The following is a 21,301-nucleotide window of genomic DNA, read 5'->3' on the forward strand; positions in this document are numbered from 1 at the left end:
TCGTAGCACCACGAAGCAACACCGCCATGCCGTTTCATCCACCGCCGTACCTTAACCACACCAGGAGTTGTCATGAACCTCATCAAAAACTTTATCCGCGAAGAAGATGGCGTCACCGCAATCGAGTACGGCCTGATCGCTGCCCTGATTGCCGTCGTGATCATCGCCGCCATCACCATCGTCGGCACGCAGCTGAAAAAAACCTTCAGCACCATCGGCACCAAGCTGACCACCGCCAATGCCTGACGCGGTGCTGTCCGGGCCGGCCCAGCGCCAGCCCGGACTACGCTTCCCCCCATTCCCGGCACGCCCACCTTGACGACACATAGCGAGGCCCATCGTGAAATCTCTCTTCAGCCGTGTATCCGACGAGTCCGCCGTCACAGCGATCGAATACGCGCTGCTGGCGGGCCTGATCGCGGTCGTGCTGGTCATCACGATCACCTTGCTTGGCGACCAGGTCAAGCTGCTGTTTGTCTACGTCAAGGACCAAGTGGTCCTGGCCCTGTCATGAATACCCTGCGCCTCTCGCTGCGCACCCACCGCGCCCTGCTGCTGATCGTGCTGCCGTACGCCGCCGTGGCGATGCTGCTGGCCGGCGGCCTGCCCAGCGCAGCGGACATCCTCAACGTGCTGGCCGGCTTCCTCGTGGCCATCCTCACGGGCCCCGTCTTCATCCTGTGCGGCTACACCATCCACGTCATGGTGATGAAACGCCCGCACCGCCTGTGCCATTATCTGTACCACGATCTGCGCCGCTACCTGAGCAACGAGCGCCTGCTGCACGCGCTGCCTGCCATGCTGCTGATCCCCGTCTTCGCCTCCAGCTTCACCGTCATCAAGGGCGCCATCCCGCGCCTGCACCCCTACACCTGGGATGCCACCCTGTCCGCGTGGGACGTCGCGCTGCATGGCGGCATGGCGCCATGGGAAAGGCTGCAGCCGCTGCTGGGCCATCCGCTCGTCACGGGCTTGCTCAACTTCAGCTACCACTTCTGGTTCTTCCTGTTCTACGCCATTCTGTACTGGCTCATCCTCGACACGCGCCGCCCGCTGCTGCGCATGCAGTTTCTGCTCAGCTTTGCGCTGACCTGGATCGTCCTGGGCAGCGTCATGGCCATACTGTTTGCCTCGGTCGGCCCCTGCTACTACGGCCACCTGCACGCCAGCGATCCGTATGCGCCGCTGATGGCTTACCTGCATGACGCCAACCAGCACGTCCCCGTCTGGGCCCTGCAGGTGCAGGAGATGCTGTGGCAAGGCTATCAAAGCAAGGGCGCGAACGGCGAGCTGGGCATCTCCGCCATGCCCAGCATGCATGTGGCCACGGCCATGCTGATGGCCATCGTGGGCTGGAACGTCAACCGCGCCGCCGGCATCGCCCTGTCCGCCTTCGCCGTACTGATCCTGCTCGGCTCCATCCACCTGGGCTGGCACTATGCGCTCGACGGCTATGTCGGCGCGGCCGGCGCGGCGCTCGTGTGGCGCCTGGTGGGGCGGCTCTTGGGCAGCCAGGCCGCGACACCGGTCGTGCACCTGGCCACGGCGCCCTGCATGGGCAAGGAAGGACTGACATCATGAACGCCCACCTGCCCATGCTGCTGTGCCTGGCCGTGCTGGCCACCCTGCTCGCTGCCGCCCTGTGGCACGACCTGCGCACGCGCCGCATCCCGAACCGGCTGGTGCTGTGGGGCACCCTGGCGGGCTTGATCCTGAACAGCTTCGTGCCATCGGGCGCCGGCCTGTTCGACGCGGCCTTCGGCGGCCTGGGACTGCCGCAGGCGCTGGCCGGCGCCGCTGCCGGACTGGCCCTGCTGCTGCCCATGTATCTGCTGCGCGCCCTGGGCGCCGGCGACGTCAAGCTGATGGCCATGTGCGGCGCCTTCCTGGGACCCGACGCCGTGCTCGAAGCGGCCTTGCTGACCTTCCTGTGCGGCGGCGTGCTGGCCCTGGCCGCCGCGCTGGCCGGCCAGCGCCTGCGCCAGGTACTGAAGAATACCTATCACATGATGCTGGGCGCGCTGCTGCACAGCCTTGCCGGCGGCGCCGCCACGATCGCCGAACCGCCGCCCGCCACCGGCAAGCTGGCCTACGCCTTCGCCATTGCCAGCGGCACCTTGCTGCAAGTGCTCCTGCACTACAACCACCTGTGGAGCCTGCGCTGAAACGCGCCGCTCCGACGACCCGCCACCCTAGGAACTGTCCATGGACACCCTCGCCACCTTCTGCCACTCGCGCCACGCCAGCCTGCTCACCAGCATCGCCATGGCTTGCCTGTGGACGTTCTTTGCCAGCGCCCACGTGGTGGGATTCCTGCACAGCGGCGACTGGAGCTATCTGCTGTTCTGCGCCGCCGAAACCCTGGCCGCCCTGTTCTTCATCGTGCGTTCGGCCCCCGTCAGCGTCTCGACCGATGCGGGCGACTGGCTGCTGGCCATCGGCGCCACCTTCGCCCCCTTCCTCCTGTCTCCCGCCGACATGGCCATCTGGCCAGGCGCGCGCTACCTGCTGGCCGTCGGCAGCCTGCTGCAGATCGCCGGCCTGCTGTCGCTGAACCGCAGCTTCGGCCTGGTGGCGGCGCAGCGCGAGATCAAGACGGGCGGCGTCTACCGCGTGATACGCCATCCGCTGTATGCCAGCTACCTGATTTCCCTGAGCGGCTACCTGCTGGCCAACACCTCGCTCGCCAACACCGTCATCTATGTGGCGACGATGACGATGATGGTGATGCGCCTGCTGCGCGAAGAGCGCTTCCTGTCCACCGACGTGCGCTATCGCGTCTACATGCGCCAGGTGAAGTACCGCCTGCTGCCCTTCATTTTCTGATATCCGGCCACCCGAGCAAGAGGAGCATCCATCATGCCTGACACCTATCCAGAACGCAGCGACGACGGCGGCGTCGAACCGGCCGCCAAGCGCGCGCCACGCACGGTCGAGGAAACGGGATTGCCCTTCCTGTTCCTCGTCGAACTGCTGGTCAAGATACTCTTCCAGCGGGGCCAGATCGGCCTGCCCGCCCTGTCGACGCATGTGAAACTGGGCGCTGGCGTGCTCGAGCCGCTGCTCACCTTCATGCGCGCCGAAAAACTGTGCGAAGCGCGCCGCAACGGCGGCAGCGGCACCGACGCCGACCTGTCTTATCTGCTGGGCGACCAGGGCCGTCTGCGCGCCGCCGAGTACATGCGCCGCAATGCCTACAGCGGCCCCGCTCCCGTCACCCTGGCCGATTACAGCAACCAAGTGCTGGCGCAAAGCGTGGCGGACATGCAGGTCACCCGCGACGACGTGCAGCGCGAATTTCGCAACGTGGTGGCCAGTTCGGCCGTGCTCGACCAGCTGGGCGCGGCCATGAATTCCGGACGCGCCCTGTTCTTTCACGGCCCCGCCGGCAGCGGCAAGAGCTACCTGGCAGAACGCCTGAACGGCTTGCTCAGCGGCGCCATCGCCCTGCCCCATGCCGTGATGGTCGACGGCGAAGTGCTGCCCTTCCTCGACCCCATGCTGCACACCGTGTCGCGCGGCGGTCCCGTGCCATCCGACCCGCGCTGGGTGCGCGCCGAACGTCCCGCCGTGCTGACGGGCGGCGAGCTGACGCTCGACATGCTGGACCTGCAATTCGACCAGGGCACGCGTTTGTACCAGGCGCCGCCGCACCTGAAGGCCAACAACGGCATCTTCATCATCGACGACCTGGGCCGCCAGCGCTGCTCGCCCGTGGAGCTGATGAACCGCTGGATCGTGCCGATGGCGCGCCACATCGATTACCTGTCGCTGCATACGGGCTACAAATTCCCCGTGCCCTTCGACGTCATCGTCGTGTTCTCGTCGAACCTGGCGCCGCAGCAGCTGGCCGACGATTCCTTCCTGCGCCGCATCGGCTACAAGATTCATGTGGGGCCCCTGAGCGCCTACCACTACCTGGCCGTGTTCCGCAGCACCTGCGCCCAGCTGGGCATCAATTTCGACGAAGCCTCCTACACCTACCTGCTGCACCTGCATAGCCTCTACAAGCGGCCCTTGCTGGCCTGCTATCCGCGCGACATCCTCGCGCAGGTCTGCGACCAGGCGCGCTATGAAGACCACGCGGCGCAACTGTCTCCGGAAGTCCTGTTCTGGGCATGGCAAAACTATTTCGGCAGCGATGACGACCTTGCAAGCACACATAACGGACCGGCAGCGGTCCAGCACAAAGGGGAAGCAAAATGAGAAACGCACGCGCTCTGACGATGATGGCCATTGCGGTCATCCTGGCGTTCGCCGCGGTCATCGTGGCCGCGCGCTGGATCAATGCCCAAGCCTCGGGCAACATCAACAAGGTGGCCGTGGCCCAGGTCGACATCAGCCTGGGCGCGCGCCTGACGCCCGACATGGTGCGCATGGTGGACTGGCCATCGAACGCGCTGCCGCCGGGCGCCATCAACGATCCGAAACTGCTGGAAACGCGCGTCACGCGCACCAGCATCCAGCACGGCGAACCGATCATGGAAGGCAAGCTGGCGCCTCCCGGCACGCAAGGCGGCCTGTCGGCCGTCGTCGCCGAGGGCAAGCGCGCCATGACCGTGCGCGTCAACGACGTGGTGGGCGTGGCCGGCTTCGCCCTGCCCGGCAACTTCGTCGACATCCTCGTCAACACCCAGGGCGAAGGGGCCCGCAAGACGCCGGACCGCGATCCGAACATTTCCAAGATCGTGCTCGAACGCATCCTCGTGCTGGCCATCGCCCAGGAATCGAGCCGCGACGACACCAAGCCCAAGGTGGTCAACGCCGTGACCCTGGAGCTGACGCCGGACCAGGCGGAAAAACTCGACCTGGCGCGCAGCGTGGGCACCCTGTCGCTGGTGCTGCGCAACCAGATCGAGGACAAGCCCGTCAACACGGAAGGCGCCACCAAGTCCAGCTTGCTCGATGAAAAGGTCGCCATGGCCGCCCCCGCCGCCATGGTGCAAGCCAAGCCGCTGCCACGCCGCCGTCCCGCCGCCGGACCCGCGCCAACGGCCGGTCCAAAGGTCGATGTCATCAAGGGGCTGGAACGCAGCTCCCAACAATTCTAACCCGCACCAGAGGAGTCACGCCATGAGCACATATTGCACAGCAAGCGGAAGCCGGGTACTCAGCCTGGCGCTTGCCCTCGCCCTGATCGGCGCCCTGGCGCCCCAGGCACGCGGTGAACCCGTCGTCGCCACCGCCGCTGCCGCCGACACCGGGGCGGCCAAAAGCAGCCGCGCCACCACCCGGCCCAAGGCCACGCCGCCGCAAAGCGAATCGCGCGCCGGCCGCACCGAGATGGCGCCGCAAATGAGCCTGGCCGAAGGCAAGTCGACCCTGATGCGCCTGCCGTTCGCCGCCAGCCGCATGTCCGTCGGCGACCCGCGCATCGCCGACGTCATCCTGCTTAACCCCAACGAGGTCTACCTGCTGGGCCGTTCCGTCGGCACCACCAACCTGATCCTGTGGAACAAGAGCAATGACGCCACCATCATCGACCTGGCCGTCGGCATCGACAGCAGCAGCCTGCAGGCACGCATGGCCGAGCTGCTGCCGAACGAAAAGATCAACGTCACGGTGGCGGGCGACACCCTGATCCTGTCGGGCATGGTCAGCGACGTCGTCAAGGCCGACCAGGCCCTGTCGCTGGCCAACGCCTATGTGCAGCGCAGCGCCCGCAGCGGCAGCGCCAGCTCGGGCGCCGCGCCTGCCGCCGGCGCAGCGGCCGCCCCCCCCGCGGCCACGCCCGATGCGGCCGCACCGCGTGTGATCAACCTGCTGTCGATCGCCGCGCCGCAGCAGGTGATGCTGGAAGTGAAGGTGGCCGAAGTATCGAAAGTGCTGGTCGACCAGCTGGGCGCCAGCCTGGGCATCAACAAGACCATCGGCAGCTGGTCGTATTCGCTGCTGTCCAGCCTGCTCAGCAACAATCCCAGCGGCTTGAGCGGCGCCAGCAAGAACAACTTCTTCAACCTCGACGCGCAAAAACGCGATGGCCTGATCAAGGTGCTGGCAGAACCGAACATCATGGCCATCAGCGGCCAGGAGGCCAGCTTCCTGGCCGGCGGCAAAATCTTCATCCCCGTCAGCCAGACCAACAATAACGGCGTGCCCACCATCACCCTGGAAGAGAAGGAGTTCGGCGTGGCCGTGAAATTCACGCCCACCGTGCTCGAAGGGGGCCGCATCAACCTGAAGGTGGCGCCGGAAGTGTCGGACCTGAACAAGGACGGCATCGGCATCACGGCCACGGGCATCTCGGCCACGGCCATCCTGCCATCGTTTACCACGCGGCGCGCCACCACCACGGTGCAGCTGTTCGACGGCCAGAGCTTCGCCATCGGCGGCCTGATCAAGAACAACGTGACCAGCAATATCAAGGCCATGCCAGGCCTGGGCGAAGTGCCCGTGCTGGGTGCCCTGTTCCGCAGCACGGACTTCCAGACGGACCGCTCGGAACTGGTCTTCATCATCACGCCGCACCTGGTCAAGCCGCTGCCGCCCGACTACAAGCTGCCCACCGACGGCTACATCCAGCCGACGCGCGGCGACATGTTCATGCAGGGAAAAATGGAAGGCAGCGCACCGGCGCCCGCTCCCGCGGCGGCACAGACACCGGCACCCATGCAGCCGCAAGCGGCCGCGCCCCAGCCTGCCGCCGGCTTCGACCTCAAATAGGAGAACACCATGAAAACCGCACATCGCCTGCCTTGCGCCGCCCTGCTGTCGCTGCTGTCGCTGCTGGCCGGCTGCGCCGCCACCACCACTCCCGTGCTCGATTCGCACTTCGGCGAATCGGTGGCCCTGCTCAAGGCGCAGCAGATCATGTATCCGGATGCCTACCGCAATGCAAACCCCGTCAGCGGCATCGACGGCAAGGCCGGCGTCAGCGCCTACCAGCGCTACCAGAAATCGTTTGCGGCACCGGAACCGCAACCGAATGTCTTCACCATCGGCGTGGGCGGACGCCAGTAGGCGCCAGTTCAGCGATGCACTTCCCCCAGGCCACCAGGAGACAGCCATGAACACCGCATTTCGCAGGCACGACAAGCAGCAGGGCGCGATCGCCATCGTGCTGGGGCTGACCCTGGTGGTGCTGTTTGCCATGGGCGGCCTGGTGCTGGACCTGGGCCACCTGTACATCGCCAAGAGCGAACTGCAGAACGGCGCCGACAGCGCCGCCCTGGCCGGCGCCGTGGAACTCAATCAAAGCGCGGACGGCATCGACAACGCGCAGGCCAAGGCCATCGCCATCGCGCAAAAGAACCGCTACGATTTTTCCACCGCGCTGACCATCACGGCCGCCAACATCGAGTTCGGCCCCAGCCCGGACGGTCCCTGGTCGTCCGGCGCCAGCGCCCGCACCAGCCCGCAGGGCCAGACCTTCATCCGCGTCGACACGGGCAGCAAGACCTTCGCCACCTACCTGATGGGCATCGCCGGCATCGCCAGCACCAGCACCTCGGGCGTGGCAGTGGCGGGCCGTTTCGTCAACGACGTCACGCCGATCGGCGTGTGCGCCGTCGATCCGGCCAACAAGACGGCGCAATACACGTATCCTGCCGCGCCGGCCGGCACGGGCCTGACGGAGCTGGTGGAATTCGGTTTCCGCCGCGGTGTCACCTACAACCTGTTCGGTCTCAATCCGCTGGGCGGCCCGTCCGATCCCTACCTGATCAACCCTGTCGACGCCCCGCCCGGCACCTGCAGCGCCTCGCACGCGAGCGCCGCCTCCACCGCGCCCTTCATGTGCACGGGCAGCAGCGCCGTCATCACCAGCGGCACGGGCCAGGTCTACACGAACACGGGGCTGACGGCGTCGCTGGCCGCCTCGCTCAATTCGCGCTTCGACGATTACGGCGGCCCTTCCGTGTGCGACCCCGCGACGGCGCCGCCCGACACCAACATCAAGGAATATCCATGCGTGGGCGCCGCGTCGCCCTGCGCCGCCACCGCCGCCAGCTCGCCGCCCGCCAGCTGGATGGAACCGGGCGCCAGCACCTTGCCCAGCCAGCAGCCCGTCAGCCTGGCCGGCAACAAGCCGAATTACCAGCTGCCGTCGGCCGGCACGGTTCCCGCGCCATCGGCCACGTTCGCCCAGTTCTCCGGCTACGGCGTGCTGTGGTCCTACGGCCCCGCCTACCAAAGCAATGGCGCCACCCCGGCCAAGGCCGGCACGGCGTATAGCGTCGCGGACGGCAACGCCAACCCCATGTACAGCACGGCCAAGGCGAATTACTTCGACACGGCCAGCTACCCCGTCAGCGCCGGCGCAGGCTTTCCTGCCAGTACGCCGCCTTCGCCGTACAACCAGACCAGCGGCCCCACGTTCCAGGCGCCGTCGCCGGCCCATCCGGGCCAGCGCAACCGGCGCATCCTCAACGTGGTGCTGGTCGACTGCCGTACGGCGCCCGTGGGGCCCGCTTCGTGCGGCACCATGAACGCGGTCGGTATCGGCAAATTCTTCATGACGATGAAGGCCGACTTCAGCAGCGGCACCAAGCGCCTCGACGTCGAGTTCGCGGGCCTGATCGAGCCCGTGCCGAATTCCGAAATCAAACTCTACAAGTGAGGCGGCCATGCGCATCCCCCACTCCCCCCTCAGGCAGCGCGGCGGCGCCGCCGTCGAATTCGGCATCGTGCTGGCCCTGCTGATCACCCTGCTGGCAGGCATCTTCGGCTTCGGCCGCGCCTTCTGGTATTACGACGCGCTGACCAAGGCCACGCGCGACGCGGCGCGCAACATGTCCGTCAAGGCCAAGGCCGGCATCGCCTCGCAGGGCGTGCCGGCGGCCAGACAGACGGTGGTCGATGCGGCCCTCAGCGCCGGCATCAGCGACTTCACCACGGCCAACGTGACGGTCACCTGCCTGGACGCGGCATTCAACGACAGCAACTGCAACGATGGCACGGCGCCGGGCGGCATCCGCGTCGAAGTCGTCAACTACACGCTGTCGGTGGGCCAGTACCTGCCCTTCGTGATCGGCGCGGCCAGCAGCTATGCCACGCCGCTCTCGCCGCGCACCACCATGCGCTACATGCTGTAAGGAGAACGCCATGCGCCACCACCTTTCATCGTCGCCTCCAGCCGGATGCCAGCGCGGCGCCGCCGCCGTCGAATTCGCCCTGGTGTCGCTGCTGTTTTTCACACTGCTGTTCGGCATCCTCGAATTTGGCCGCATGCTGTACCTGTACAACACGGTGCAGGAAGTGACCCGCCGCGCAGCGCGCGAAGCGGTGGTGCGCTGGGTCGACGAGACCGACGCCATCAAGACCCTGGCCCTGTTCGGCGGCACGGCCCTGCCGGCCGCGCCGGAACTGACGGCCGCCAACATCACCATCCGCTACCTGAACAAGAGCGGCGCCGAAGTGACCTTGCCGCCGGCGGACCCGGGCGACAACCTGTCGGCCTGCGGCGACATCACGCGCACGGCCAGCTGCATCGACAGCGTGCGCGTATCGATCGACAACGTCAGCTACACGCCGATGGTCAGCCTGTTCGGTTTTCTCAATATCGCCGTACCAGCCTCGGTCGTGGTCATGCACGCCGAAAGCCTGGGCTTCCAGATCAACTGAACGCCTTTACCGAACACTTTTACCGGGGAGTACCAAGTGAATATCGTCATCGTCTCGAAGAATGAAGCCCAGCTCAAACGGCTGACCCGCTTGCTGCGCGAACGCAGCACGGCCGACCGCGTCACCCTGCTGGCCAGCATACCCGATGTATTCGACAACGGCGTCACGCCGGACCTGCTGCTGCTGGAGCAGGAGCTGACGGGCGAGGCGGAGCTGGAACAGCTCGAGCTGCTGGGCGGACGCCATCCGAACCTGGCCATCATCGTGCAATGCCCGCAGCAAAGTCCGCAATTCCTGCTGCGCTCGATGCGCGCCGGCGTGCGCGAAGTGCTGCAGCCGGACGACGACGCGGCCCTGTGCGCCGCCTTGCGCCGCATCGAGGAAAAGCTGCAGAAGCAGGTCACGCGCAAGGGCCAGGTGCTGGCCTTCGTCTCGTGCAAGGGCGGCAGCGGCGCCACCTTCATCGCCGCCAACCTCGGCTACGCGCTGGCCGCCGGCGAACAGCGCAAGGTGGCGCTGTTCGACCTGAACCTGCAGTTCGGCGACGCCGCGCTGTTCGTCTCTGACCACAAGCCGGCCACCACCCTGTCGCAGCTGTCGCAGCAAATCGTGCGCCTCGACGCTTCGCTGCTGACCGCCAGCATGATCCAGATCACGCCCGCCTACAGCGTGCTGGCCGCCGCCGACGACCCGGCCCACGCGGCCGACGTCGAAGCCGACCATATCGACCGCTTGCTGACCCTGGCGCGCAGCCAGTACGACTACATCCTGCTCGACGTGGGGCGCGGACTCGACCCCGTCAGCGTGCGCGCGCTGGACCGGGCCGACCTGATCTTCCCCGTGCTGCAGGCAACGTTGCCGTATGTGCGCGACGGCAAGCGCCTGCTCGACGTGTTCCGCGGCCTCGGCTACCGCGAAGACAAGATCCGCCTGATCCTGAACCGCTATGCCAGCAGCGACAGCATCCGCGTGGCCGACCTGGAAGCGGCATATGGCAAGCACGTCTACAAATCCATCCCCAACCACTACGAAGCGGTGGCGGCCTCCGTCAGCCAGGGCGTGCCCATTCTCAAGCTGACGCCGCACAACGCCGTCTCGCGCGCCCTGCAGGAACTGGCCGCCAGCATGGCCGGCGAAACCCCGCCCGCCGCGCAAGGCTGGGTTTCGCGGCTGCTGGCACGCGCCTGATCCCCCTACATTTACCGGAGACCGATCATGACTGTCGAAAAACTCACCCTGCGGGACCGCCTGGGCTATGCCCAGGATGACGCCGGCCTGAATGACGATGCCGCGCACCAGGGCGCAGCCAGCCACAGCTACCAGCAGCTCAAGCACCGTACCCACCAGGCGCTGCTCGACCGCGTCGACCTGGAGGGCATGCAGCGCCTGTCGCGCGAACAGATCCGCGAAGAGCTGAAAATCCTCGTCTGCGACGTGCTCACGGAAGACAATGTGGTGATCAACGAGCTGGAACGGCGCTCGCTGATCCGTGACATCCAGGACGAGGTGCTCGGCTTCGGCCCGCTCGAACCGCTGCTGGCCGATCCCGGCGTGTCCGATATCCTCGTCAACACCTACCGCCAGGTGTATGTCGAGCGCCATGGCCGCCTGGAGCTGAGCGACGTCTGCTTCACCGACGATGCGCATTTGATGAAGATCATCGACAAGATCGTCTCCCGCGTGGGCCGGCGCATCGACGAGTCGAGCCCCATGGTCGATGCGCGCCTGCCCGACGGTTCGCGCGTCAACGCCATCATCCCGCCGCTGGCCATCGACGGCCCCGTGATGTCGATCCGCCGCTTTTCGGCCCAGCCGCTGCGCCTGGCCGACCTGCTGCTCAAGCACAGCCTCACGGAGGAAATGAGCACCACCCTGCAGGCGCTGGGCAAGGCCAAGGTCAACATCCTGATCTCGGGCGGCACGGGCAGCGGCAAGACCACCATGCTCAATGCGATTTCCGGCTTCATCAGCACGGCCGAACGCATCGTCACCATCGAGGACGCGGCCGAACTGCAGATGCAGCAGCCGCACGTGGTGCGCCTGGAAACGCGCCCGCCGAATATCGAGGGCAAGGGCGAAGTGACGCAGCGCGCGCTGGTGCGCAACGCGCTGCGCATGCGCCCCGACCGCATCATCCTGGGCGAGGTGCGCGGCGCCGAGGCGCTCGACATGCTGGGCGCCATGAACACGGGCCACGAAGGCTCGATGGCCACCATCCACGCGAACACGCCGCGCGACGCGCTGACGCGGCTGGAAAACATGATCAGCATGGCCTCCGCGGCCCTGCCCGTGAAAGCCATGCGCCAGCAGATCAGTTCGGCCATCAGCGTGGTGGTGCAGGTGTCGCGCCTGACGGACGGCAAGCGCAAGGTGACGTCGATCCAGGAAATCACGGGCATGGAAGGCGAGATGATCACCATGCAGGAAATCTTCACCTTCCGCCAGACGGGCATCGGCGAGGACGGCACGGTGCAGGGGCATTTCCATGCCAGCGGCGTGCGGCCGCGTTTCCTGGAACGCCTGCGCGCCTTCGGCATCAGCCTGCCGGAAACGCTGTTCGATCCCGCCCGCCAGTACCATTAAGGGGAGCATCATGGACTATCTCTATTACGTATTCGCCATCCTCACCTTCATCGCCGTGGTACTGCTGATCGAGGGCGTGTACCTGGCGTGGAACACCTCGCGCGGCCCGGAAGCGGAAAGGGTCGCACGCCGCCTGCGCATCATGTCGGCCGGCGCGCATGGCGACGCGGGCAGCTCGATGATCAAGAAACGCCTGCTGAGCGACACCCCGTCCCTGCAGCGCGTGCTGCTCAGCGTGCCCCGCGTGCATGCGCTCGACCGCCTGCTGGAACAGTCGGGCATGACCTGGAGCGTGGCCAGCTTCGCCGGCGTGATGCTGGCCTCGGCCGGCGCCGCATTTTTGCTGCTCAGCTACTTCAGCGTGCCGTGGCTGCTGCTCCTGCCGCTGGTGGCCGGCGCGGCCCTGCTGCCGCTGCTGGTGGTCTTGCGCGCCAAGGCCAAGCGCCTGCAGCGCATCGAACAGCAATTGCCCGATGCGCTCGACCTGATGGCGCGCGCCCTGCGTGCCGGCCACGCCTTCCCCACCGCCCTGAAAATGGTCGGCGATGAAATGAACGCGCCGCTGGCCGTGGAATTTCGCGCCACCTTCGACGAGGTCAATTTCGGCATCGCCATGCAGGACGCGCTGATGAACCTGGCCACGCGCGTGCCCAGCACGGACTTGCGCTACTTCGTCATCGCCGTGCTGATCCAGCGCGAAACGGGCGGCAACCTGGCCGAGCTGCTCGACAGCATCAGCCGCATCATCCGCGAGCGCATCAAGCTGCTGGGACAGGTGCGCGTGCTGTCGGCCGAGGGCAAGCTGTCGGCCTGGATTTTGTCGCTGCTGCCCTTCGGCGCGGCGGCCATGATCCAGCTGACCAATCCGCAATTTCTGGAAATGCTGTTCGTCGATCCGGGCGGACGCAAGATGCTCGCCGGCGCACTGGTAATGATGGTGTGCGGCATCCTGGTCATGCGCAATATCATCCGCATCCGCGTCTGAGCCCGCAAGGAGAATCCTCATGAATCCCGTCCATTTCGCCTTTCTCGCCCTGCTCTTCATCGCCGTCTTCGGCACCGTGCTGGTGGCCATGCGCAGCTTTGCCCCCGATCCCTTGCGCCAGCGCATGGACAACGCCACCGGCAAGAGCGCGGCGGCGCCAGGCGCCTCCGCGCCCAGCCCCTGGCTGGCGCGCATGGTGCGCCTGAGCGGCCCGCTGGCCAAACTGTCGCTGCCCGACCAGGGCTGGGAAGGCTCCGTGATGCGCAGGCGCTTCATGAATGCCGGCCTGCGCCAGGCGTCGGCGCCCATCCTGTTCTTTTCCGCCAAGACCATGCTGGCCATCGGCCTGCCCCTGCTGCTGTTCCTGGGGCTGAGCGCCTCGGGCAGCCAGGTGGCGGGCAAGGCACTGCTGTTCTGGCTGCTCATCGTGGCCGCCATCGGCTACTACCTGCCCAATATCGTGCTGGCGCAAATGATCAAGCGGCGCCAGCGCGACATCTTCGAAAGCTTTCCCGATGCGCTGGACTTGATGACGGTGTGCGTGGAAGCGGGCCTGGCCATGGATGCGGCGCTGGCCAGGGTAGCGGCCGAGATCGCCCTGAAAAGCGCCGTGCTGGCCGAGGAATTGCATCTGGTGATGCTGGAACTGCGCGCCGGCAACACCAAGGAGCGGGCGCTGCGCAACCTGGCCCTGCGCACGGGCGTCGAGGATGTCGACGCGCTGGTGGCCATGCTGATCCAGGCCGAGCGCTTCGGCACGAGCATCGCCGCGTCGCTGCGCGTGCAGTCGGACCAGCTGCGCACCAAGCGCCGCCAGATGGCCGAGGAAGAAGCGGCGAAGATCGCCCTCAAGCTGCTGTTCCCGCTGATCTTTTTCATCTTCCCTTCGCTGCTGGTCGTCCTGATGGGACCAGCCTTCCTGCAAATCTACCGCGTGCTCCTGCCCAGCATGGGCAGCGGCAGCTGACCGGAGAACCGCCATGTCACAGCATACCACACCGATGCTCATGCTCGCCTGCGCCGGCCTGCTGCCCGCCTGCGGCCACCTGCCCGGTCCGGCCACTCAGAGCAACCATGCTGCGCCGCCCCAGGCGCGCATCGATGACAGCCCCGCCACCCGCAGCGCCGCTTTCTGCAAGCTGGGCAAGCGCATGCAGGAACTGGGCGACCCGCGCGCGGCGATGGCAGCGTACCGCGAAGCCCTGCTGCTCACGCCCGACTCGGCCGATGCGCGCAATGGCGCCGCCGTGCTGCACGCACAGCTGGGCCAGCTGGAAACGGCGCGCGCCATGCTGCAGGCGCTGGCGCAAGAGGCGCCGACGGCCAGGACGTACAACAACCTCGGCTACGTGCTGTACCTGCAGGGAGAGTATGCCCAGGCGGCGGCCGTGCTGCGCCAGTCGCTGCAGCTCGACAACGGCCAGCAGCCGGCGCGCGCCAACCTGGATCTCACCATCGCGGCGCTGGCGCGCAGCATAGCCACAGTCGACGTCACTGCGGACGCCATCGCGCCCGACCTGGCGCCGGCGCCCGCGCCAGCGGCGCCGGCCAGCCGCCTGCAACTGACGCGGTTGCAGCCGAATATCTACGCGCTGAGCTGGCGCGACGCTCCCGTGGCGGCGCACGCCGCCGTGCCGGTCCCGGCAAAACCGGTGGCGCCGCTGGCACCGGCGGCGCCCCTGCCAAGGCTGGAAGTCATCAACGGCAACGGCGAAACGGGGATGGCGGCGCGCATGCGCGGCATGCTGGGCGGCATGGGCATCAGCGTGCTGCGGCTGGGCAACCAGCGGCCGTACGGCATCCAGGCCAGCAGCATCGTCTACCGTCCCGGCCACGCCGAGGCAGCCGCCGCCCTGGCCCTGGCATTGGGCGGCATGCCGCAGCTGCAGGCGGCCGGCGACAGCGGCATCGGCGCGGGCGCCGACCTGCGTTTATTGCTGGGCAAGGATGCGGCGGCCAGCCTGCGCGCACCGGACGTGCGCCTGGCATCGAACACGGCACTGTAGCAGTGGCGTCAGCGTGGCAGCAGGCGGCGGTCGGCAGGGTCGATCAGGAAGCCCTGCAGGATATCCTGCAGCTGCGGCAGTTTCGCCACATAGGCGGGTATGCCCAACTGGCGCGCGCCGAAGTAGTGGGCGATGATGTCGCCCTGCTGCTCCATGTTGAAGTCGGACAGGACGCCGCCCGCCTGCGCATCGTAGCGGTAGGCGCGCTGCCCGATGTAGCCGCCGCGCAGCGCCAGCAGCACGCCATGCAGCAGCACGCCGTAGCCGAGCTGGTACTGCCACACGTGCACCATCTCGTGGATGAAGAACAGCTTGCCGCTGTTGCCTTCGCGGGAAAAGTCGTCGCGGTACTGGGCCGGCATGAAGTGCAGGCTGCCGCGCGGCGTCATCGCCGTGTTCTGGTCCTGCAAGCCGAACGGCAGGAAGGAGCCGCGCACGACGCGCACGCGCGCGTAGTCGATGGCGCCCTGGAAGACGCTGCGGGCCATGGCGGTTTCGCCGATGGTGAGGGGGCGGCGCAAGACTCGCATGAGGAGTAGGGGAAAAAGCGCGGCAAGCATGAAAGCCTGCCGCGCCGGTACCGCTTAAACCGAACGAAGGCCGCTGGCAGCCTTGGCGATTTCCGTGATGCGGTCCCAGTTGCCGGCCGCGATCGCGTCTTTCGGCGTCAGCCACGAGCCGCCCACGCAGGCGACGTTCTTGCACGCCAGGAACTGCGACGCCGTCTCTTGCGAGATGCCGCCCGTCGGGCAGAACGTGATGTCCGGCAGCGGGCCGTAAATCGCGTTGAGCATGCCGATGCCGCCCGCCGGCACGGCCGGGAACAGTTTCAGCTGCTGGAAACCGTTTTCACGCGCCGCCATCACTTCGCCTGGCGTCATCACGCCTGGCAGCAATGGCAAGCCGCTGCTTTTCGCCGCCGCCACCAGGGCCGACGTCAGGCCCGGCGACACGCCGAACACGGCGCCCGCATCGCGCGCCTGGACGAACTCCTCGGGACGGGTCAAGGTACCCACGCCGACGATGGCGCCCGGTACTTCCGACATGGCGCGGATCGCTTCCAGGCCGTGCTTGGTGCGCAGGGTCACTTCCAGCACGCGGATGCCGCCCGCCACCAGCGCGCGCGCCAGCGGTACGGCGTGTTCAGGATCGTCGATCGCAATCACGGGGATCACGCTCGAGGTGCGCATAATTTCCAGTAGTGTCATGGTCATCTCTTATTTCCTAGCCAAAAAGTCTTCATCGGAACCCGGTACGGTATCACCGACATTGTCGGCGTCGTGCAAGGCGACGGTGGTGGGAATCGGCGACGGCAGGCCGAAGGTGGTGGCACCTTCTTCCGCCGCGCTGACGGTGGAACGGAACATGGAAAACAGCTCGCGGCCCATGCCGATGTGATTCGGCGACAGGTCGGCGGTGACCAGCGAACGCGCGTGCCAGACGTCGGCCGGCACCAGCGCCTCCAAGACGCCGGTAAACGCGTCGAGACGGATGATGTCGCCGTCGCGCACGAGGCCCAGCGGGCCGCCGGCGAGAATTTCAGGCGAGACGTGGATGGCGGCCGGCACCTTGCCCGACGCGCCCGACATGCGGCCGTCGGTCACGAGCGCCACGTGGCGGCCCGCATCCTGCAGATTGGCCAGCGCCGGCGTCAGCGCATGCAGTTCCGGCATGCCGTTGGCGCGCGGGCCCTGGAAGCGCAGCACGGCGACGAAGTCGCGGTCCAGGGTGCCCGCCTTGTAGGCGGCCATGAAATCTTCCTGCGAATTGAACACGAGCGCGGGCGCTTCCACCGTGCGGTGCTGCGGCTTGACGGCCGAGACCTTCATCACGGCGCGGCCCAGGTTACCGGCGACCAGCACCATGCCGCCGTCCGGCGCGAACGGGTTCGAAGCCGGGCGCAGCACGTTTTCGTCGGCGCTGGCGGCCGGTGCATCTTTCCAGAAGACCTTGCCGTCTTCGCCGAGGAACGGCTCCATGCAGTGCGCGCGCAAGCCGTGGCCGAGAATGGTGTTGACGTCTTCGTGCAGCAAGCCAGCATCGAGCAATTCGCGGATCAGATAACCGGTGCCGCCGGCCGCGTGGAAATGGTTCACGTCGGCGTCGCCGTTCGGGTAGATGCGCGTGAGCATCGGCACGATGGCCGACAGCTCGTTGAAATCGTTCCAGTCGATGACGATGCCGGCCGCCTTGGCAATCGCCACCAGGTGCAGGGTATGGTTGGTCGAGCCGCCCGTGGCCAGCAAGCCCACGACGGCGTTGACGATACATTTCTCGTCGACGATATGGCCGACCGGCAAATAGCTGGCGCTTTGCGCCGTGATGGCGGCGGCGCGCTGGGAGGCGGCCACAGTCAGCGCATCGCGCAGCGGCGTGTTCGGCGTGATGAAGGCGGCGCCCGGCATGTGCAGGCCCATCACTTCCATCAGCATCTGGTTGCTGTTCGCCGTGCCGTAGAAGGTACAGGTGCCGGCGCCATGGTAGGCTTTCGATTCGCCTTCGAGCAAGTCTTCGCGCGTCGCCTTGCCTTGCGCATACAGCTGGCGCACCTGGGCTTTTTCCTTGTTCGACAGGCCCGACGTCATCGGGCCGGCCGGCACGAAGACGGCCGGCAAGTGGCCGAAGTGCAGCGCGCCGATCAACAGGCCCGGTACGATCTTGTCGCACACGCCCAGGTACAGGGCGGCGTCGAACATATTGTGCGACAGCGCCACGGCAGTCGACATGGCGATGGTGTCGCGCGAAAACAGCGACAGTTCCATGCCCGGCTGGCCTTGCGTCACGCCATCGCACATGGCGGGCACGCCGCCGGCGAACTGGGCGACGGCACCCACTTCGCGCACGGCTTGCTTGATGATCTGCGGGAAGCCTTCGAACGGCTGGTGCGCCGACAGCATGTCGTTGTACGAGGAAACGATGGCCACGGACGGCTTCTTGTATTCCTTCAGCGACAGCTTGTCGTTGGCGGGAAAGGCGGCAAAGCCGTGCGCCAGGTTGGTACACGACAGGGCGCCGCGCTGCACGCCCTGGATGCGGGCCGCATCCAGATGCGCCAGGTAGGCGCCGCGCGATGGCCGGCTGCGCGCGATGATGCGCGCTGTTACGGATTCGACTACTGGATGCAGCGCCATATGGATTTCCTTAAAAATGAGTATTTCGTGAAATTTTACTACAAAATGGTGAAGAAGAAGCACTCTTGCATGGGCCAGCAACACAAATAAGCGACAGATTGCGGCGTATCAAGGCAAACCCGGGCAATATCGCGTAACCACACCTGCCAACGTGGCTCTTATATGTCACTCGTGCCATCGCTAAAAAAAGCACAACAAAATCCGCTTCGCGTCACAAACTGTAGTGAAATTACGTTTTTCTGATGTATTATTCTCATACCAACGCCGGATCCGCTGTTCGCCACGACGAACGCGCCGCGCTCCTTTCAACCGAGACAAGCACCCAAGCCGACCGCCATGCGCCAGCCAGCACCTACTCCCGCCATCACCGCCACCGCCAGTTTCCAGTCCCTGCAAGCGCATAGCGCCAGCCTGCGCGACGTGCATCTGCGCCAGCTGTTCGCGGCCGACCCCGCCCGCTTTTCCAGCATGACCGTCGATGCGGCCGGCCTGCTGCTCGACTACTCGAAAAACCGGGTCGACGCCACCACCATGAGCCTGCTGATGGACCTGGCGCGCGAGCGCGGCGTGGAAGCGCAGCGCGAAGCCATGTTCGCTGGCGAGAAAATCAATCTTACCGAACATCGGGCCGTTCTGCATACGGCTTTGCGCGCGCCACGCGGCACCAGGCTGGTCGTCGATGGCCAGGATATCGATGCCGACGTGCAAGATGTGCTGCGACGCGTGAAAGCGTTTACGGACAAGGTGCGCAATGGCAGCTGGCTCGGCTACACGGGCAAGCCGATCTGCGACATCGTTAACATCGGCATCGGCGGCTCGGACCTGGGCCCGAAAATGGCGTGCCTGGCCCTGCGCTCCTACGCCAACCCGGGCCTGGAAATGCACTTTGTGTCCAACGTCGACGGCCACGACATGGAAGCGACTTTGTCCAAAGTCGATCCGGAAACAACGCTCTTCATCGTGGCTTCGAAAACTTTTGTTACGGCAGAAACCATGCTCAACGCCAACACGGCGCGCGCCTGGTTCCTGCTCGAAGGCGAAGAAAAAGATCTGGCGCAACATTTCGTGGCCGTCTCGACCAACACGCAAGCCATCGTCGACTTCGGCATTTCGCCGGACAATATGTTCCCGTTCTGGGACTGGGTCGGCGGCCGCTACTCCGTCTGGTCGTCGATCGGCCTGGCCGTGGCCCTGTCCGTCGGCTTTGAATACTTCAGCGATTTCCTCGCCGGCGCGCATGCGATGGACCAGCATTTCCGCCAGGCCCCGCTGGAAGACAACATGCCCGTCGTGCTGGCCATGGTCGGTTTCTGGAACCGCCAGTTCCTCGATTGCGGCTCCGTTTCCATCGCGCCGTATCACCAGGACTTGAGCCGCTTTGCCGCCTACTTGCAACAGCTGGACATGGAAAGCAATGGCAAGCGCGTCACCAAGGATGGCGTGCCCGTCGACGTGCCGACCGGTCCCGTCATCTGGGGCGATTGCGGCACGAATGCGCAGCACGCGTATTTTCAGCTGCTGCACCAGGGCACGGACATCACGCCCATCGACTTCATCGCCGCCCTGCGCGCCACGCACGACTTGCCGGGCCACCACGACGCCCTGCTGGCCAACTGCTTCGCCCAGTCGGAAGCCTTCATGAAGGGCAAGACGGGCGAGGAAGTGCGTCTTGATTTGCAGGCACAAGGCTTGCCGGAAAGCGAGATCGACGCGCTGGTGCCGCACAAGACCTTCCCCGGCAACCGCCCCAGCAACACCATCCTGATGGACCAGCTGACCCCGACCACCCTGGGCGCCCTGATCGCACTGTACGAACACAAGACCTTCGTGCAGGGCGTCTTGTGGAACGTCAACAGTTTTGATCAGTGGGGCGTGGAACTGGGAAAGGTGCTGGCCAAGAAAATCCAGGCCGAACTGACGGGCGAAGCCCGTCCCGACCACCACGACAGCTCGACCAATGGCTTGATTGCCCTGGCTAAAGCCGCCAAGGCGGCGTATTAACTTAATTGAGGTTTATGAATATTTACGAAATCAAGGTAGTCAGCGACAAAGCCATGCAAGTGGGCGAATGCCCGCTATGGCATGGCAAGGAAGCGGCCCTGTACTGGGTCGACATCGATGGCCGCGCCGTGCACCGCTTGCACCCGGCCAGCGGCAAGCATGAGCAGTGGAATATGCCGACGGAACCGTCGGCGCTGGCCATCAACGCCGGCGGCGGCCTGATCGTGGCCTTGCGCAGCGGCTTTGCCCACCTCGACACGAAGACGGGCAGCCTGGCGGAAATCGCCCCGGCGCCGTTCGACATGAGCACCACGCGCTTCAACGATGGCAAGGTCGACCCGGCGGGCCGCTTCTGGGTCGGCACGATTTTCGAGCCGCGCAACGCTGACGCTGCAGAGATGTTCGTGCTGGACAAGGGACAAGTGCGCAAGGTCTGGTCGGGCGGCATGACCGTGTCGAATGGCCTGGGCTTCAGCCCGGACAAGCGCACCATGTACCACTCGGATACCACCACGCACCGCATCGACCGCTTCGATTTCGATGCGGCCACGGGTGCGATTTCCGCGCCGCAACCGTTCCAGCGTTTTTCCACGGACAAGAAAGCGTTTGATTACGGCGGGCGCCCCGATGGCGCGGCCGTCGACAGCGAAGGCAATTACTGGTCGGCCATGTTTGAAGGCGGCAAGATCTTGCGCTTCGCCCCCGACGGCCACCTACTGGGCGAAATCACCGTGCCCGTGCGCTGCCCCACCATGGTGACGTTCGGCGGCCCCGATCTGCGCACCCTGTACATCACCAGCGCCAGCCACAACCGCTCCGCCACCGAAATCGCCGACTACCCGTTGACGGGCCACGTCTTGTCCGTGCGCGTGGACGTGGCAGGCCAGCCGGAAACAGCTTACCAGGCGTAATCCGACACCATTGTTGAGCGTGGCGGCGTCGGATTACGCGCAGCTTCGCTGCGCTAATCCGACCTACCGGACTGCCACGTGCCCAGAGGCGTGGCGGACCAGCCGTAATCGTTTGCCAGCAAA

General features: G+C 66.0%; 22 protein-coding genes. 19 read left to right on the top strand and 3 right to left on the bottom strand.

The window, feature by feature from the left end; genetic code table 11:
- Positions 1–72: 72 nt before the first annotated feature.
- The 17 genes from IGS55_RS09000 to IGS55_RS09080 all read left to right on the top strand — a co-directional run bounded on the left by IGS55_RS09000 (position 73) and on the right by IGS55_RS09080 (position 15,135).
- Positions 73–246 (top strand): Flp family type IVb pilin, encoded by a 174-nt coding sequence (locus IGS55_RS09000; protein ID WP_070222439.1) that lies wholly within the window; start codon positions 73–75, stop codon positions 244–246.
- 94 nt (positions 247–340) lie between these two features.
- Entirely contained in the window at positions 341–514 is a 174-nt protein-coding gene (locus IGS55_RS09005; RefSeq protein WP_230519176.1) for a Flp family type IVb pilin, read from the top strand.
- Positions 511–1,581 (top strand): phosphatase PAP2 family protein, encoded by a 1,071-nt coding sequence (locus IGS55_RS09010; protein ID WP_230519175.1) that lies wholly within the window; start codon positions 511–513, stop codon positions 1,579–1,581. The genes IGS55_RS09005 and IGS55_RS09010 overlap by 4 nt, the downstream gene beginning before the upstream one ends.
- On the top strand, positions 1,578–2,165 hold the full coding sequence (locus IGS55_RS09015; protein ID WP_230519174.1) for an A24 family peptidase: 588 nt from the start codon (positions 1,578–1,580) through the stop codon (positions 2,163–2,165). Before IGS55_RS09010 ends, IGS55_RS09015 begins: the two co-directional genes overlap by 4 nt.
- A gap of 40 nt (positions 2,166–2,205) precedes the next feature.
- Positions 2,206–2,826, top strand: a complete 621-nt coding sequence (locus IGS55_RS09020; protein ID WP_230519173.1) for a methyltransferase family protein — start codon at positions 2,206–2,208, stop codon at positions 2,824–2,826.
- A 33-nt stretch (positions 2,827–2,859) separates the two neighbouring features.
- A complete protein-coding gene (locus IGS55_RS09025) occupies positions 2,860–4,206 on the top strand; it encodes an ATP-binding protein (protein WP_230519172.1) in 1,347 nt (448 codons plus the stop codon).
- Positions 4,203–5,051 (top strand): Flp pilus assembly protein CpaB, encoded by an 849-nt coding sequence (gene cpaB / locus IGS55_RS09030; protein WP_230519171.1) that lies wholly within the window; start codon positions 4,203–4,205, stop codon positions 5,049–5,051. Before IGS55_RS09025 ends, cpaB begins: the two co-directional genes overlap by 4 nt.
- 22 nt (positions 5,052–5,073) lie before the next feature.
- Positions 5,074–6,663: a type II and III secretion system protein family protein gene (locus IGS55_RS09035; protein ID WP_230519170.1), complete on the top strand. Its 1,590-nt coding sequence runs from the start codon at positions 5,074–5,076 to the stop codon at positions 6,661–6,663.
- A gap of 9 nt (positions 6,664–6,672) precedes the next feature.
- On the top strand, positions 6,673–6,960 hold the full coding sequence (locus IGS55_RS09040; RefSeq protein ID WP_230519169.1) for a hypothetical protein: 288 nt from the start codon (positions 6,673–6,675) through the stop codon (positions 6,958–6,960).
- Between the two features lie 46 nt (positions 6,961–7,006).
- Positions 7,007–8,557, top strand: coding sequence for a Tad domain-containing protein (locus tag IGS55_RS09045; protein WP_230519168.1), 1,551 nt, complete (start codon positions 7,007–7,009; stop codon positions 8,555–8,557).
- Between the two features lie 7 nt (positions 8,558–8,564).
- Complete coding sequence (locus IGS55_RS09050) at positions 8,565–9,032, top strand: TadE/TadG family type IV pilus assembly protein (protein WP_230519167.1); 468 nt, start codon at positions 8,565–8,567, stop codon at positions 9,030–9,032.
- Positions 9,033–9,042: 10 nt separating this feature from the next.
- On the top strand, positions 9,043–9,561 hold the full coding sequence (locus IGS55_RS09055; protein WP_230519166.1) for a TadE/TadG family type IV pilus assembly protein: 519 nt from the start codon (positions 9,043–9,045) through the stop codon (positions 9,559–9,561).
- A 36-nt stretch (positions 9,562–9,597) separates the two neighbouring features.
- Positions 9,598–10,749: an AAA family ATPase gene (locus IGS55_RS09060; RefSeq protein ID WP_230519165.1), complete on the top strand. Its 1,152-nt coding sequence runs from the start codon at positions 9,598–9,600 to the stop codon at positions 10,747–10,749.
- Between the two features lie 27 nt (positions 10,750–10,776).
- Positions 10,777–12,144, top strand: coding sequence for a CpaF family protein (locus tag IGS55_RS09065; RefSeq protein ID WP_230519164.1), 1,368 nt, complete (start codon positions 10,777–10,779; stop codon positions 12,142–12,144).
- 10 nt (positions 12,145–12,154) lie between these two features.
- Entirely contained in the window at positions 12,155–13,129 is a 975-nt protein-coding gene (locus IGS55_RS09070; protein WP_139091497.1) for a type II secretion system F family protein, read from the top strand.
- 19 nt (positions 13,130–13,148) lie between these two features.
- On the top strand, positions 13,149–14,096 hold the full coding sequence (locus IGS55_RS09075; RefSeq protein ID WP_230519163.1) for a type II secretion system F family protein: 948 nt from the start codon (positions 13,149–13,151) through the stop codon (positions 14,094–14,096).
- A gap of 13 nt (positions 14,097–14,109) precedes the next feature.
- The gene (locus IGS55_RS09080) at positions 14,110–15,135 is read left to right on the top strand and encodes a LytR C-terminal domain-containing protein (RefSeq protein ID WP_230519162.1); all 1,026 of its coding nucleotides are present in this window, start codon (positions 14,110–14,112) and stop codon (positions 15,133–15,135) included.
- 8 nt (positions 15,136–15,143) lie between these two features.
- Here the strand turns inward: IGS55_RS09080 and IGS55_RS09085 are convergent, their stop codons facing one another.
- The 3 genes from IGS55_RS09085 to edd all read right to left on the bottom strand — a co-directional run bounded on the left by IGS55_RS09085 (position 15,144) and on the right by edd (position 18,266).
- The gene (locus tag IGS55_RS09085; RefSeq protein WP_230519161.1) at positions 15,144–15,656 is read right to left on the bottom strand and encodes a Rhs element Vgr protein; all 513 of its coding nucleotides are present in this window, start codon (positions 15,654–15,656) and stop codon (positions 15,144–15,146) included.
- Positions 15,657–15,719: 63 nt separating this feature from the next.
- A complete protein-coding gene (gene eda / locus IGS55_RS09090; RefSeq protein WP_230519160.1) occupies positions 15,720–16,349 on the bottom strand; it encodes a bifunctional 4-hydroxy-2-oxoglutarate aldolase/2-dehydro-3-deoxy-phosphogluconate aldolase in 630 nt (209 codons plus the stop codon).
- Positions 16,350–16,352: 3 nt separating this feature from the next.
- Entirely contained in the window at positions 16,353–18,266 is a 1,914-nt protein-coding gene (edd, locus tag IGS55_RS09095) for a phosphogluconate dehydratase (RefSeq protein ID WP_128142235.1), read from the bottom strand.
- Between the two features lie 336 nt (positions 18,267–18,602).
- On the opposite strand from edd, the gene pgi reads away from it, so the two are divergent.
- Both pgi and IGS55_RS09105 read left to right on the top strand, forming a co-directional pair.
- Positions 18,603–20,267, top strand: a complete 1,665-nt coding sequence (gene pgi / locus IGS55_RS09100; protein ID WP_230519159.1) for a glucose-6-phosphate isomerase — start codon at positions 18,603–18,605, stop codon at positions 20,265–20,267.
- Positions 20,268–20,281: 14 nt separating this feature from the next.
- Entirely contained in the window at positions 20,282–21,178 is an 897-nt protein-coding gene (locus tag IGS55_RS09105; RefSeq protein WP_230519158.1) for an SMP-30/gluconolactonase/LRE family protein, read from the top strand.
- Positions 21,179–21,301 lie beyond the last annotated feature (123 nt).

Source organism: Janthinobacterium sp. EB271-G4-3-2 (assembly GCF_020858035.1).
Lineage (GTDB): Bacteria > Pseudomonadota > Gammaproteobacteria > Burkholderiales > Burkholderiaceae_D > Janthinobacterium > Janthinobacterium aestuarii.